This is a genomic window from Mesorhizobium sp. B1-1-1, from assembly GCF_006442955.1.
Classification (GTDB): Bacteria; Pseudomonadota; Alphaproteobacteria; order Rhizobiales; family Rhizobiaceae; genus Mesorhizobium.
The window spans coordinates 42653-56766 of the sequence record NZ_VFWW01000006.1 but is presented as its reverse complement, the minus strand read 5'-3'; the positions used below and the strand labels follow the sequence as shown (position 1 = coordinate 56766).

General features: G+C 63.4%; 13 protein-coding genes. 4 read left to right on the top strand and 9 right to left on the bottom strand.

Translation table 11 applies throughout. The features are described from left to right. Positions 1–96: 96 nt before the first annotated feature. On the bottom strand, positions 97–1800 hold the full coding sequence (locus FJ986_RS13360; RefSeq protein ID WP_246681800.1) for an ABC transporter ATP-binding protein: 1704 nt from the start codon (positions 1798–1800) through the stop codon (positions 97–99). On the opposite strand from FJ986_RS13360, the gene FJ986_RS30805 reads away from it, so the two are divergent. Then, positions 1799–1951, top strand: coding sequence for a hypothetical protein (locus FJ986_RS30805; protein WP_224518946.1), 153 nt, complete (start codon positions 1799–1801; stop codon positions 1949–1951). The two genes, FJ986_RS13360 and FJ986_RS30805, sit on opposite strands and share 2 nt — an antisense overlap. Before the next feature lie 328 nt (positions 1952–2279). On the opposite strand, the gene FJ986_RS13355 is transcribed toward FJ986_RS30805, so the two are convergent. The 3 genes from FJ986_RS13355 to FJ986_RS13345 form a co-directional block, all read right to left on the bottom strand. Beyond that, positions 2280–2693: a GNAT family N-acetyltransferase gene (locus tag FJ986_RS13355; protein ID WP_140525389.1), complete on the bottom strand. Its 414-nt coding sequence runs from the start codon at positions 2691–2693 to the stop codon at positions 2280–2282. A gap of 49 nt (positions 2694–2742) precedes the next feature. Beyond that, positions 2743–4419 carry an NAD+ synthase gene (locus tag FJ986_RS13350; protein WP_140674522.1) on the bottom strand — a complete coding sequence of 559 codons (1677 nt, stop codon included), beginning with the start codon at positions 4417–4419 and terminating at the stop codon, positions 2743–2745. 62 nt (positions 4420–4481) lie between these two features. Then, positions 4482–5198 (bottom strand): DNA-3-methyladenine glycosylase I, encoded by a 717-nt coding sequence (locus tag FJ986_RS13345; protein WP_140560905.1) that lies wholly within the window; start codon positions 5196–5198, stop codon positions 4482–4484. 89 nt (positions 5199–5287) lie between these two features. On the opposite strand from FJ986_RS13345, the gene FJ986_RS13340 reads away from it, so the two are divergent. Both FJ986_RS13340 and FJ986_RS13335 read left to right on the top strand, forming a co-directional pair. Then, positions 5288–5848: a DUF1003 domain-containing protein gene (locus tag FJ986_RS13340; protein ID WP_140674520.1), complete on the top strand. Its 561-nt coding sequence runs from the start codon at positions 5288–5290 to the stop codon at positions 5846–5848. After that, positions 5845–6432, top strand: a complete 588-nt coding sequence (locus FJ986_RS13335) for a DedA family protein (RefSeq protein ID WP_140498949.1) — start codon at positions 5845–5847, stop codon at positions 6430–6432. Before FJ986_RS13340 ends, FJ986_RS13335 begins: the two co-directional genes overlap by 4 nt. A gap of 22 nt (positions 6433–6454) precedes the next feature. Here the strand turns inward: FJ986_RS13335 and FJ986_RS13330 are convergent, their stop codons facing one another. Continuing rightward, the gene (locus tag FJ986_RS13330) at positions 6455–6814 is read right to left on the bottom strand and encodes a diacylglycerol kinase (RefSeq protein WP_140557810.1); all 360 of its coding nucleotides are present in this window, start codon (positions 6812–6814) and stop codon (positions 6455–6457) included. A gap of 77 nt (positions 6815–6891) precedes the next feature. Continuing rightward, the gene (locus FJ986_RS13325) at positions 6892–7311 is read right to left on the bottom strand and encodes a GFA family protein (RefSeq protein ID WP_140548150.1); all 420 of its coding nucleotides are present in this window, start codon (positions 7309–7311) and stop codon (positions 6892–6894) included. 326 nt (positions 7312–7637) lie between these two features. Here FJ986_RS13325 and FJ986_RS13320 point away from each other — a divergent pair, with 326 nt between their 5' ends. After that, positions 7638–8708, top strand: a complete 1071-nt coding sequence (locus FJ986_RS13320; RefSeq protein ID WP_140625064.1) for a diguanylate cyclase — start codon at positions 7638–7640, stop codon at positions 8706–8708. A 46-nt stretch (positions 8709–8754) separates the two neighbouring features. Here the strand turns inward: FJ986_RS13320 and FJ986_RS13315 are convergent, their stop codons facing one another. The 3 genes from FJ986_RS13315 to FJ986_RS13305 form a co-directional block, all read right to left on the bottom strand. Beyond that, positions 8755–10128 (bottom strand): 3-deoxy-7-phosphoheptulonate synthase class II, encoded by a 1374-nt coding sequence (locus FJ986_RS13315; RefSeq protein ID WP_140515265.1) that lies wholly within the window; start codon positions 10126–10128, stop codon positions 8755–8757. A gap of 135 nt (positions 10129–10263) precedes the next feature. Then, a complete protein-coding gene (gene mfd, locus FJ986_RS13310; protein WP_140674518.1) occupies positions 10264–13761 on the bottom strand; it encodes a transcription-repair coupling factor in 3498 nt (1165 codons plus the stop codon). An 11-nt stretch (positions 13762–13772) separates the two neighbouring features. Then, positions 13773–14060 carry a succinate dehydrogenase assembly factor 2 gene (locus FJ986_RS13305; protein WP_140498959.1) on the bottom strand — a complete coding sequence of 96 codons (288 nt, stop codon included), beginning with the start codon at positions 14058–14060 and terminating at the stop codon, positions 13773–13775. Positions 14061–14114 lie beyond the last annotated feature (54 nt).

Here is a 14114-nt window from a genome sequence, read left to right as displayed (position 1 = left end):
GCTCCGCCCGCGATCGCATGTCCCGCGCCGCCCGCCCGTCAGGCCGCCGGCGCCTGATGGGATGGCCTCCGGGCCAGAGCCGGAGGCCATCCCCGATCAGGTGACAAGTCCCTTGGTCAATTCGAGCGCCTGGCGCTCGAACAGGCGGCGGTAGATGCCGCCCGGCAGCCGGATCAGCGCGTCATGCGAGCCTTCCTCGGCGATCTTGCCGCGATCGAAGACCAACAGCCTGTCGAGCGCCCGCACCGTCGAAAGCCGGTGCGCGATGACCAGCGTGGTGCGGCCGACCATCAGCCGCTCCATCGCCTGCTGGATCAGCACCTCCGATTCTGAATCGAGGCTCGACGTCGCCTCGTCCAGGATCAGGATGCGCGCATCGGCGAGGAACGCGCGTGCGATCGCCACGCGCTGGCGCTCGCCGCCCGACAGCTTCACGCCGCGCTCGCCGACGAGCGTGCCGTAGCCCTTCGGCAGGTTGACGATGAAGTCGTGCGCGCTCGCCAGCTTTGCCGCGTGCTCGATCTCGGCCTGCGTGGCGCCGGGTCGGGCATAGGCGATGTTTTCGGCCAGAGAGCGGTGGAACAGGATCGGCTCCTGCTGCACGATGGCGATCTGCGCGCGCAGCGACGCCTGCGCCACCTCCGAAATGTCCTGGTCGTCGATCAGGATCCGGCCGGCGTTCACGTCATAGAGCCTCTGGATCAGCTTGACGAAAGTCGTCTTGCCCGACCCGGAATGGCCGACCAGCCCGACCCGCTCGCCCGGCGCGATATCGACCGAGAAATTGCGATAGAGCGGCGAACGGTGACTGCCATAATGGAAGGTGACGTCGTCGAAGGCGATGCCCCCTTGCGTGATGCGGATCGGTCCGGCGCCGGGCCGATCCTCGATGCCGAGCGGTTCGGACTGGAAATCGACCAGTTCCTCCATGTCGTTGATCGAGCGCTGCAGGTTGCGGATATGCGTTCCGATATCCCTGAGATAGCCTTGCAGGACGAAGAAAGAAGTCAGCACGAAGGCGACGTCGCCGGCCGTTGCCTGCCCCCACGACCACAGCATCAGCGCCAGGCCGATGACCGCCGCTCTCATCACCAGCAGCAGCACCCCTTGCGTGGTGCCGTTGATGGTGCCGCGCACCCAGGTCCGCCGCGTGCGGGCACGCCATTTGGCGACGACCTTCGCAAGCCGGTTCTCCTCGCGCTCCTCGGCGCCAAACCCCTTGACCACGGCGTTGCAGCTCACCGCGTCGGCCAGCGAGCCGCCAAGGCGCGTGTCCCAGGTGTTGGCGAGCCTGGCCGCCGGCGCGACATAACCAAGCGACAGCATCGCCGTGACGGCGATGAACAGCACCGAGCCGGCGGCGACAACCGCTCCCATCAGCGGCCAGAACCAGCCCAGCAGCAGCGTCGAGCCGACCAGCATGACGACCGACGGCAGCAGCGCGATCAGGATCGTGTCGTTGAGCAGGTCCAACGCCCACATGCCGCGCGTCACCTTGCGCACGGTCGATCCGGCGAAGCTGTTGGCGTGCCAGTCGGTGGAAAAGCGCTGGACACGGTGGAAGGCGGCGGCGGCGATGTCGGCCATCATCTTCAGCGTCAGTTCGACTATCCCCATGAAGGCCAAATTGCGCAGGACGACACCCGCCAGTGCCAACGCCATCAGCATGGAAAACGCGGTCATCGCGGCATTCCAGGCGATCTCGTCGGCGCCGGCGCTGCTGGCGACGGCATCGACCAGCCGGCCGGAATAGAGCGGCGTCAGCACATCGGCCAGCGTCGACAGCAGGAAACCAGCCATGATCAGCGAAAGCCGCCAGGGCTGGCGCCGCCAGTGGGTGAAAGTAAAGCCAAGAACGCTGCGAAAGGCGCTTGCGCGCAAATCGATTCGAAAACGAGCCATGATGTCATTCGGGCGCAAAAAGCCCGATCCCGGTAAGGTCGAAAATTGAAAAAACCGCGCAAGGGGCTCAATGCCCGGGAATGCGGAGGTTCGGTTATGAATGGCCACTTGCCCGAAGGCGGCGACCGGCATCGGCAAAGGCCTGTTCTCGATCCGGCTCCGTTCCGAGGGTGAAAACCCTGCGGCGCGCCGGTCGGGACCTAGGCTTCGCGGCCTCGCATAACGATGTCAAATCCTGGCATTCGGTCCTCCCTAAAGGGAATCGCGGAGAGGCCCTTATAGAGATGCCTCATCGCATCGCCAAGGCTGGCGGTCACCAAAAACGGCATCTGGTCCAAGCACTGGGATAAATTTGCAACAACGGCAAAGGCGCTTGGTCAGCGGATCGGCTTACGATCGAGGCGCATGTACCGGCCATCGGTCGATGCCTTGAATCCCAGTCTTTCATAAACCCCATGCGCGTCGCTGGTCGATAGGCTCCAGTGCGAAACGGTGCGGAGCTCGGGGTGATCGATCAGTGCCTGCACCAGCCGCGAGCCGATGCCCTGCCCGCGATGCTGCGGCCAGACGATGATATCGGCCAGATAGGCGAACACCGTGCGGTCGGTGATCGCCCGGCCGAAGCCGACCTGTTTGCCTTCGACATAAGCGCCGACGCAGAGCGAATTCGCGAAGGCGCGGCGGTGGGTCTCGTCACTGCGCCCGCCGCCCCAATAGCTTGCCATCAACAGGTCGGATGTCGCCCTGAAGTCGATCCGTGACAGGTCGAAGCTGATTTCACACTCGGGCATCGCTACCCCTCGCCTGCGGCATGACGCGAATTTTCGGTCGGTACGGTGTCTAGCCGCGATCCCTGAACCGGTTGGTGATGGGATAGCGACGGTCGCGGCCGAAATTCTTCCTGGTGATCTTCACGCCGGGCGCCGCCTGCCGGCGCTTGTATTCGGCGACGTAGAGCAGGTGCTCGATGCGCGTCACCGTCGCCCGGTCATGGCCGCGCGCGACGATGTCGTCGACGCCCATCTCGTTCTCGACCAGGCATTCGAGGATGTCGTCCAGCACCGGATAGGGCGGCAGCGAATCCTGATCGGTCTGGTTCTCGCGCAGTTCCGCCGACGGCGCCTTGTCGATGATGTTCTTCGGGATCACCTCGCCCGACGGTCCGAGCGCGCCCGGCGGCACGTGGCTGTTGCGCCAGCGCGACAGTGCATAGACCTGCATCTTGTACAGGTCCTTGATCGGATTGAAGCCCCCATTCATGTCGCCATAGAGCGTGGCATAGCCGACCGACATCTCGCTCTTGTTGCCTGTCGTAACCACCATCGAGCCGAATTTGTTGGAAATCGCCATCAGGATGGTGCCGCGCGCGCGGCTCTGCAAGTTCTCCTCGGTGATGCCTTCCTTGGTGCCTTCGAAAAGCTGTGTCAGCGCATGAAGGAAACCTTCGACCGGCTCGAAGATCGGCACGATGTCATAGCGGCAGCCGAGTGCGCGGGCACAGTCCTCGGCATCCTTGAGCGAATCCTTCGACGTATAGCGGTAAGGCATCATTACCGCGCGCAGCCGCTCCTCGCCCAGCGCATCGACGGCAAGGGCCGCGCAGATGGCCGAATCGATGCCGCCCGACAGGCCGAGCACGACGTTCTTGAAACCGTTCTTGTTGGCGTAGTCGCGCAAGCCCAGCATGCAGGCGCGGTAGTCGGCCTCCTCCCGTTCGGGGATCTTCGACATCGGTCCTTCCGAACAGACCCAGTTTTCGCCTTGTCTCCTCCAGGTGGTGATGTCGACCGCCTCCTCGAACTGGCTCATCTGGAAAGCAAGCCGCTTGTCGGCACCTATGGCAAACGACGCGCCGTCGAAGATCAGCTCGTCCTGGCCGCCGAGCTGGTTTGCATAGATCATCGGCAGCCCGCATTCGATAACCTGGCGGATGACGACCTGGTGGCGCACATCGATCTTGGCGCGGTAATAGGGCGAGCCGTTCGGCACCAGCAGGATTTCCGCGCCGCTCTCGGCCAGCGTCTCGCAGACGCCGATGTCGCCCCAAATGTCCTCGCAGATCGGGATTCCCAGACGCACGCCGCGGAAATTGACGGGCCCCTGGATCTCCGGTCCGGCCTGGAAGACGCGCTTCTCGTCGAACTCGCCATAATTCGGCAGATCGAGCTTATAGCGCTCGGCGATGATCTTGCCGCCGTCGGCGAAGACGATCGAGTTGTGGGTGCCGGTCTTGCGCTTCAGCGGCGTGCCGATGATGACGCCGGGACCGCCATCGGCGGTGTCGGCGGCAATCTCCTGCGCGGCTCGCTCGCAGGCCTTCAGGAAGGCGGGCTTCAGCACCAGATCCTCCGGCGGATAGCCGGCGAGGAAAAGCTCGGTGTAAAGCACGAGATCGGCGCCTTGACGCGCGGCATCCGCCCTCGCCTCGCGGGCCTTGGCGAGATTGCCGGCGACGTCGCCGACTGTCGGATTGAGCTGGGCAACGGCGATGCGCAGTATGTCGGGCTTCTTGGTCATGCTGCTGACTTAGCGCGGCAAAATTCGCCCCGCAATGGCGTTTGCTTGGGCCAATTTCGACATCAGTCGTTGCCCATATAGTCGCGCAGCGCCTGCGGCGAATGGTTCTCCCCGATCGACATCGCCAGGATGCGCGAAATGTGCCGGCGCGGCAGGCCGGTATCCGCAACCCAACGGTTGACCTGGGCCTGGATCTTGTCGAGATCCTTCTTCGACGTCGGGCTTTCGGCGATATCGAGCCCGGCATCGCGAAGGGCGGCCGCCATGTCGGCCGAAATGACGAAGGCGTCCCAACCCAGCCAGCGCAGGAAATACTGGCCGGTATTGCCGCCGAGCCGGCTGCCATGCTTGCCGAGATAGGCCATCAGCCCGACCTGGTCGTCGGCGGGCCACTCGGCGAGGAATGTGCCGAAGCCGCCATGCTCTTTTGACACGCGCTCGACGAAGGCGGCGTTGTCGCGAACGGATTTGATCTTCTGTGGATTGCGCACGATGCGCTGGTCGGACGCCAATTCGTGCCAGAAATCGTCTGGCTGGAACAGCAACCGCTTCGGCTCGAAGCGCAGGAACGCCTCTTCGAATCCGGGCCATTTCTGCTCGATGACGCGCCAGACGAAACCGGCGGCGAAGACGCGCTCGGCCATCGTCGACAGGATACGGTCGTCCCCTATATCGGCCACGGCGGCGTTGTCGGGAATCGGCCCGAGCAGCGAGACCAGTTCCTCCTCGCCGCCCTTGCGCTTTGCGGCGCGAGCGCGAATTTTCATGAAGTCGACCATAAGTCCCTCCGGTTCCCATCAAATCTAGCACTTCCCGCGCGGGCCGGCAGCCTCTACGTCTATCGCCACCCAAGCCCTTGGAGACGGCCATGAACAAGACAATCGACGATTTGGCGAACCGCTGGCTGAGACGAAAGCCGGACGGTCTCAGCGCCCTGGAGAACCGGGTGCTGCAGTCGACGCTCGAGCGCACAACGATCTCCAGGGACACCAACAAGGCCGTCGCCTTCCACCAGACCTTTGGCGACCGCCTTGCCGATAGCATCGCCCGCATTGGCGGTTCCTGGTCGTTCATCCTTGGCTTCATTGCCTTCCTGATCGTCTGGACATCAGCCAATGCCTGGCTTCTGGCGCGCGACGCCTTCGACCCCTACCCGTTCATCTTCCTCAATCTCGTCCTGTCCATGGTCGCGGCGCTGCAGGCGCCGGTGATCATGATGGCGCAGAACCGCCAGACCGAGCGCGACCGCATCGATGCCGCCCACGACTACGAGGTCAATCTGAAGGCCGAGATCGAGATCATGGCGCTGCATGAAAAGCTGGACGAAATGCGCCACGGCCAGATCATCGGCATGCGCGACGAGATCGTGCGGCTGGCCGCACTGGTCAAGCGGATCGACGACAGGCTGTCGCAGCAATCGCCGTCATGAGCGACGCGATCCATCATTTCATCGAACAATACGGGCTAATCGCCGTTTTTCTGGGCTGTGTCGCCGAGGGCGAGAGTGCCGCCATACTCGGCGGCTTCTTCGCCCATCAGCATATCTTCGTCCTCTGGCAGACTGTCGTCGTGGCAGCGCTTGGGGCCTTCGCCGGCGACACCTGCTTCTTCATCCTGGGGAGAAGTTTCGCGGACCATCGCTATGTCGTCGGGTTGCGCAAGCGGCCCGGCTTCCGCCGCGCCTATCGTCTGCTCAACACCCATCCCAACATCTTCGTGCTGTCGAACCGCTACGTCTATGGCATGCGCCTGGTCGGTGGCATCGCGGCCGGCCTGTCGAACATCGCAGCACCCCGCTTCATCGTCTTGAACGCCATTTCCTCGGCGGTCTGGGCGGTGCTGTTCAGCACCATCGGCTATGTCTTCGGGTTGGGCGCCGAGCATTTCATCGGCCAGGCGCTGCTTCGCCATGAGCGGATATTGGTGGGCCTGGCTATCGGCCTGGCCGTGGCCGTACTCGCCTGGCTCATCGCCCGCCATTTCGCCCGAAAGGAACGCGCCAGGGAAAACTGACCGCCGGCCGGCGGTCGAAAGCTCAGATCGGCAGCCCGACGATACGCTCGATGATCGCGATGCCCCAGACGCCGGCGACGATCGCCACGGAGATCAGTACCGCCAGCGAACCGCAGTCCTTGGCCAGCTGGATGTCGACATTGAATTCGCGGCTAAAGGCATCGCAGGCCGCTTCGATGCCGGTGTTCAGCACCTCGACCATGATCAGGAGCAGCACCGCGCCGATCAGCAGCGCGTAGCCGCGCCACGACACCGAAACGAACCAGCCGATCGGAAGGGCAAGGGCGAGCAGCGCCAGCTCCTGCTGGAAAGCTTTTTCAGTTGCGGCCAGCTTGCGGAACGCCCGCAGCGAGTTGAAATAAGCGTCGATCAGCCGCTGCATGCCAAACCCCTTTGCGAATCACCGGCACGGGATAAAGCAATGGCCCGATCAATGGAATAAGCTGGCTCGCCCAAAATTCATTCGTCGGCGACCTTCACCGATGGGGTCGACTTCTCGAATTGAGGCAGCGCGTCGTCGATCGAATAATAATCGCCCTTGTCACCCACGAATATGTGGCATTGGCCCTCGAGGCCTGTCGGTTCATCGAACGATCCCGCCAGAACCGAAACATAGGCGTCGTCCCGCGGTTTCCAGAAAAGCAGCGATCCGCATGTCTTGCAAAAACCGCGCCCGGCGAAGGCGGACGCCTCATACCAGGTGATGTTGTCGGCGCCGTCGATATCAATATTGGCGTCCGGGACATTGGTTGCGGCATAGAAATGTCCACTCTGCTTGCGACATTGCGAGCAATGGCAATAGATGACGCCGCGCAACGGCCCTCGCGTCCTGAAGCGAACCGCTCCGCAGAGACACGATCCCGTATGATTTTCACTCATCGCACCATCCCAAAAGAAATCGCTGCTGACAGGATCCCAGCTTTTCGATGGCTGCGCGCAAGAAAATGCGACATGCATTTGGCACGCTCGGGAATTGTTTGTTCACGGATGAAGGCCTGTCCAGCCGGAATCAGCGAAAAACAGGCCGGATTCAGCGGATTAAGGAAACTTTAGCGCTGCTGCATCTATGATCCTCGCAAGCGAAAGTCGTGAGTGGGGACGCGCCTTCTTCGCAAGATGGACTGGAATGGCCAGCGTTCCCCAGGTCGGCGACATTGGATGCCTGCGAATGCCGCAGCGTGTTCCCGGGGAAGAGTGAACAGAACATGCAGCCGGCAGCCGCCCAGAGCGAACGAAGCACCGATATTGCGAGCACCGTCCTCGCCACAATGCGCCAGCTCGGCGTGCTCGGCCTGCCACGCAATTACGAGATCTTCTACGAGGCCTTGAGCGGATCCAATCGCGAGCTCAGCCTTGCCGTCGTGTCGCTGAGCGGCCGACCGACACAGGACGACCTCGACCGGATCGGACGCGCCTTCTTTGCCCAGAACCATGGCTCCGGCATCGTCGAGCACGCCAGGGAAGTCATCGCCAATGAACTTGAGGACATCGCTTCGCTGCTGAGGAGCGAGCGCAGCCACATCGAGAAATACGGCAGGATCCTCAACGAAACGTCGAGCGGACTCGGCAGAAACAGCCTGCTGTCGCCGGATGTTCTGCAGAAGATCGTCAACGCCATGGCGGTCGCCACCAATTCGACGATCGATCATGGCCGGCAAGTTGCCTCGACGCTCAGCGACAAGACCGAGGAACTGGAAAGCGTCAAGTCGAAGCTCGAGGAATACAAGCGCCTGGCCGACACCGACCCCCTGACGCAAATCTGGAACCGTCGCGCCTTCGACAAGGAAATCACCAGGATCTACAACAGCAACAAAGGCATCCTGTTCAATGCATTGATCCTCGCCGACATCGATCGGTTCAAGGACATCAACGACAGGTACGGCCATCCCGTCGGCGACAAGATCCTCCAGATCATCGCCGATATATTCCAGACCAGCATTCGCGCCGACATGTTCGTCGCCCGCACCGGCGGCGAGGAATTCGCGCTGATCGTCGAGGGCGCAAGCGAGGACGCCACCTACGAAATCGCCGAACGCATTCGCGCGCTGATCGAGCAGTCGCCTTTCACCAGCAGCCAGACCGGCATGAATTACGGCACCGTCACCGTCTCGATGGGCATCTGCATGGCATCCGAAGCCGAGGGCCCTGAAGACCTCTACAGCAAGGCAGACCGGGCGCTTTACCGCTCAAAGGTCAGCGGACGTAACCGCGTGACCAGGCATTCGACGATGGCGGGCCGCGCCGGCAAGAGCTGGCTGCTCTACAAGCAAGACTGATTTTTCGGCAGGAAGCGCTTTTCCTGTGAACTGCTTTGGACGGGGGTCAGCCGTTGGCGACCTGCTTGTGTTGCACCGGGTGGCTTTTCTTGAGCAGGTCCGACACCAGGAACGCCAGTTCGATGGCCTGGTCGGCATTGAGGCGCGGGTCGCAATGGGTGTGATAGCGGTCCTGCAATTCCTCGGCGGTGATGGCGCGGGCACCGCCAGTGCATTCAGTCACGTTCTTGCCGGTCATCTCGACATGGATGCCGCCCGGATGCGTGCCTTCGGCGCGGTGCACCTCGAAGAACGTCTGCACCTCCTTCAGGATGCGGTCGAACGGCCGCGTCTTGTAGCCGGCCGCCTCGATCGTGTTGCCATGCATCGGGTCTGACGACCAGACGACGCTACGGCCTTCCTTCTGCACCGCCCGCACCAGCTTCGGCAGATGCTCGGCGACCTTGTCGGAACCGAAGCGCGCGATCAGCGTCAGCCTGCCTGGCTCGTTCTCGGGGTTGAGCAGGTCGATCAGTTCCAGCAAGCCGTCCGGCGTCAGCGACGGGCCGCATTTCAGGCCGAGCGGGTTCTTGATGCCGCGGCAATATTCGACATGCGCATGGTCGGGCTGGCGGGTGCGGTCACCGATCCAGATCATGTGGCCAGACGTCGCGTACCAGTCGCCGGAGGTCGAATCGACACGCGTCAGCGCTTCCTCATAGCCGAGCAGCAGCGCCTCGTGGCTGGTATAGAAATCAGTCTCGCGCAGCGCGAAATTGGTTTCGGAGGTGATGCCGACCGCGCGCATGAAATCCATCGTCTCGGTGATGCGGTTGGCAAGCGACTCGTATTTTTCGGCCTGCGGGCTGTCGGAGACGAAGCCGAGCATCCAGCGATGCACATTCTCCAGGCTGGCGTAGCCGCCCTGCGCGAAGGCGCGCAAAAGATTGAGCGTTGCCGCCGACTGACGGTACGCCATTTCCTGGCGGGCAGGATCGGGAATGCGCGACTTGAGGTCGAATTCGATGCCATTGATGATGTCGCCGCGATAGCTCGGCAGCGTCACCTCGCCCTTGGTCTCGTTGTCGGACGAGCGTGGCTTGGCGAACTGGCCCGCAACGCGGCCGATCTTCACCACCGGCTGCGCACCGGCGAAGGTCAGCACCACCGACATTTGCAGGAAGACGCGGAAGAAGTCGCGGATGTTGTCCGCGCCATGTTCGGCAAAGCTCTCGGCGCAGTCGCCGCCCTGGAGCAGGAACGCCTCGCCGGCAGCGACGCTGGCCAGTTGCTTCTTCAGCTTGCGCGCCTCGCCGGCAAAAACCAGCGGCGGAAAGGTGGCGAGCTGGGCCTCCGTGTTCTTCAGCGCGGCAAGGTCCGGATAAGCAGGGACCTGCTTGATCGGCTTTGCCCTCCACGAATTCGGCGACCATTTCGTCATCGCTGCACCCAACGCTCTTTCCGGCAAGCACCTCGCCCGCCATTTCCAGCCCCCATGTGGGGTGGCGGCTCCATACACGAAGCCGATTTCCTATTCTAGACCGGAATTTCAGCGCTGGCGAATGGGCCGGGCTGGCTACGCCGCCTTCTCTACCAGCCGCGCCAGTTGCGTCATGACGACAGCCGAGCCCGCCAAACGCTTTTCCGCCGTTGGCCAGTCGCGGGTGAAGACGACGCTTTGGTCCGGCCGGATCTTTGCCAGCGAGCCTTGCTCGCCGATAAATTTGACCAGTCCGACCGGGTTGGAAAACTCGCGCTTGCGGAAATGGATGACCACGCCCTTCGGCCCGGCATCGAGCTTCTCGACATTGGCCTTGCGGCAGAGGGCTTTGATGAAGACGATCTTGAGCAGATGCTTCACCTCCTCCGGCAGCGGGCCGAAACGGTCGATCAGCTCGGCGCCGAAAGCATCGATTTCCTCGGTGCTCTCGAGGTCGCCGAGGCGCCGATAGAGCGCCAGCCTGAGCTGCAGGTCCGGCACATAGCTCTCCGGGATCATCACCGCCGTGCCGACGGCGATCTGCGGCGACCAGCCGCCATCCAGCACCTCGCCGGAATCCTTCACCTCCGCGACCGCCTCCTCCAGCATCTGCTGGTAGAGCTCGAAGCCGACTTCCTTGATGTGGCCGGACTGCTCTTCGCCGAGCAGATTGCCTGCGCCTCTGATATCGAGATCGTGGCTGGCGAGCTGGAAGCCGGCGCCCAGCGTGTCGAGCGACTGCAGCACTTTCAGTCGACGTTCGGCGGTGTCGGTCAGCTTGCGGTTGGCCGGCAGTGTGAACAGCGCGTAGGCGCGCACCTTCGAGCGCCCGACACGGCCGCGCAACTGATAGAGCTGCGACAGGCCGAACATGTCGGCGCGATGGACGATCAGCGTGTTGGCGGTCGGGATGTCGAGGCCGGATTCGACGATGGTGGTCGACAAGAGAACGTCGTACTGGCCGTCGTAGAAGGCGTTCATGATGTCGTCGAGTTCGCCCGGCGGCATCTGGCCATGGGCCACCGCCACCTTCAGTTCCGGCACGGATTGGTTCAGGAAATCATGGATTTCCGCCAGATCGCTGATGCGCGGCACGACATAGAAGGAATGGCCGCCGCGATAGCGCTCGCGCAACAACGTCTCGCGAATGACCAGCGGATCGAAGGGCGAGATGAAGGTGCGCACCGCCATGCGGTCGACCGGCGGCGTGGCGATCAGCGACAGTTCGCGCACGCCGGTCAGCGCCAGTTGCAGCGTGCGCGGGATCGGCGTCGCCGACAGCGTCAGCACGTGGACGTCGGTCTTCAGGTCCTTCAGCCGTTCCTTGTGCTTGACGCCAAAATGCTGCTCTTCATCGATGATCAGCAGGCCGAGATTCTTGAACGAGATCGCGCTGCCGAGCAGCGCGTGGGTGCCGACCACGATATCCACCGTCCCTTCGGCAATGCCCTTCTTGGTCTCTGCCAGGTCCTTTGCGCCGACCAGCCGTGAGGCCTGGCCGACGCGGATCGGCAGGCCGGAAAAGCGCTGCGAGAAGGTCTTGAAGTGCTGGCGCGACAACAGGGTCGTCGGCACGACGACTGCCACCTGAAAACCTTCCATCGCCGCGATGAAGGCGGCGCGCAGTGCCACTTCCGTCTTGCCGAAGCCGACATCGCCGCAGATCAGCCGGTCCATCGGCTTGCCGGCCGCCAGATCGTCCCTGACGGAATCGATCGCCGTCTGCTGGTCATCGGTCTCCTCATAGGGGAAGCGCGCGGCGAACTCGCCGTAGAGGCCTTCCGCCGGCACCAGCGGAGGTGCAGCGCGCATCTGCCGTTCGGCGGCGATGCGGATCAACTGCCCGGCCATGTCCAGCAGGCGTTTCTTCAGCCGCGCCTTGCGCGATTGCCAGGCGCCGCCGCCGAGTTTGTCGAGCGTCGCCTCGGCCGTGTCAGAGCCGTAGCGCGACAGGAGCTCGATGTTTTCCACCGGCAGGAACAGTCGGTCGTCGCCGGCATAGTGGATTTCCAGGCAATCATGCGGCGCCCCGACGGCTTCGATTGTGCGCAGGCCGATGAAGCGGCCAATGCCGTGGTCGGCATGGACGACGATGTCGCCAGCCGACAGGGCCGAGGCTTCGGCAATGAAGTCGGACGCGCGCTTCTTGCGCTTGGAGCGCCGGATCAGCCGGTCGCCCAAAATGTCCTGTTCGGCGACGACGACCAGTCTTTCGGTCTCGAAACCGGATTCCAGCGGCAGCACGGCCAACGCCGCCTGCCCCGGCTCGAGTTTCTCCGCCTCCGCCAAGGTCGCCACCGGCGCAAGATTGCCCAGACGATGTTCGGCGAGAATTTGGCCGAGCCGGTCGAGCGAGCCCTCGGTCCAGCCGGCGACAATGACGCGGCGGCGTGCCGCGCGTTCGTCGGCGATGTGCTTTACCGCCACGTCGAAGACATTGACGTTGGGGTCGGCGCGCTCTTCCGCGAAGCTGCGGCCATGGCGCGAGCCGGCGTGGAAGACCTTTCTCGCTCCCGCATCCGGTGCGTCGAAGGCGGTGAAGTCGATCGCTTCGCGCGGTCCGAGAGAAGCGACGAGATTTTCCGGCGAGAGGTAAAGCAGGTCCGGCGCCACCGGCTTGTAGGGCACCGCGTCCTTCAGCGCACCTTCGGCCTGCTTTTTGCGCGCCTCGTAGTGATCGAGGATCAGCGTGTGGCGTTCGGCAAGCGCTTCATGCGCCAGATGGTCGAAAACGACAGGCGTGTCCGGCAGATAGTCGAACACGGTCTCCAACCGCTCGTAGAAGAACGGCAGCCAATGTTCCATGCCCGCGAAGCGCCGGCCTTCGCTGACCGCGGCGTAAAGCCCATCGTCCCGCGACGGCGCGCCGAACGCTTCGATATAGGCGCGGCGGAAGCGGCTGATCGTCTCCGGCGTCAGCGCCACCTCGCTCATCGCCTGGAGCGCCATGGACTTGCGCTGCCCGGTGGTGCGCTGCGTGGCCACGTCGAAGACGCGGATCGATTCCAGCGTATCGCCGAAGAAATCCAGCCTCAGCGCCTCGGCCCAGCCGGGTGCGAAAAGGTCGAGGATGCCGCCGCGCACGGCGAACTCGCCGATGCCGCGCACCGTCGGCACCCGGTCGAAGCCCGATGTCTCCAGCCGCGACACCAGCGCGTTCATATCGACCTGGTTGCCAGGTTTGGCGTGGAAGGTCTGCGCCTCGATGAGATCCGCGGGCGGAATGCGCTGGAGCAGCGCATTGGCGGTGGTGAGAATGACGGCGCGATGCGGCTTCCTCGCCAGCGCGATCATGGCGGCGAGCGCGTCGAGCCGCCGGGCGGCCGCATCCGAGCCGGGCGAGACGCGGTCATAGGGCAGGCAGTCCCAGGCGGGCAGTTCCAGCACGGGCAGGCCGGGAGCGGCAAAGGCCAGCGCCTCTGTGATTGCCGGCAGGCGCTGCCCGTCGCGCGCCACGAACAGCACCGGCTTGTCGGGCGCGATCTCGCGCGCCGCCTGCACCAGCGCGAAGGCTTCATAGCCGTCGGCGACGCCGTCGACGATGAACTGGCCGGCACGGCCTTTCGGCAAGCCGATGGTGGGAATGAGGCTCATGGAAGCGTTCTTCAAAAGGTCATTGTCCGGCGTGAAGCCATGATTTTTTGCAGGACCGCACAATCAATTTCGGCGGGAACAGGACGTTCGCCGGTGATCAAGGGCAGGAACTCGGTGTCGGGAATATCGAGGAGCTTTTCATATTGGTCGATTTCATCGCCGGTCAAGGCGCCGATCTCAGCATCGGCGAAGGTGCCAAGGATAAGGTCCATCTCGCGCATGCCGCGGTGCCAGGAGCGAAACAAGAGCTTGCGGCGGCGGGCGTCGAGCCCCTCGCTTGATCGTTTCGTTCCCGTCATTGTGCCGCATCCTCGCTTGCTGCGGCGCATATAGCGTGGATAGAAGAGGCTGTC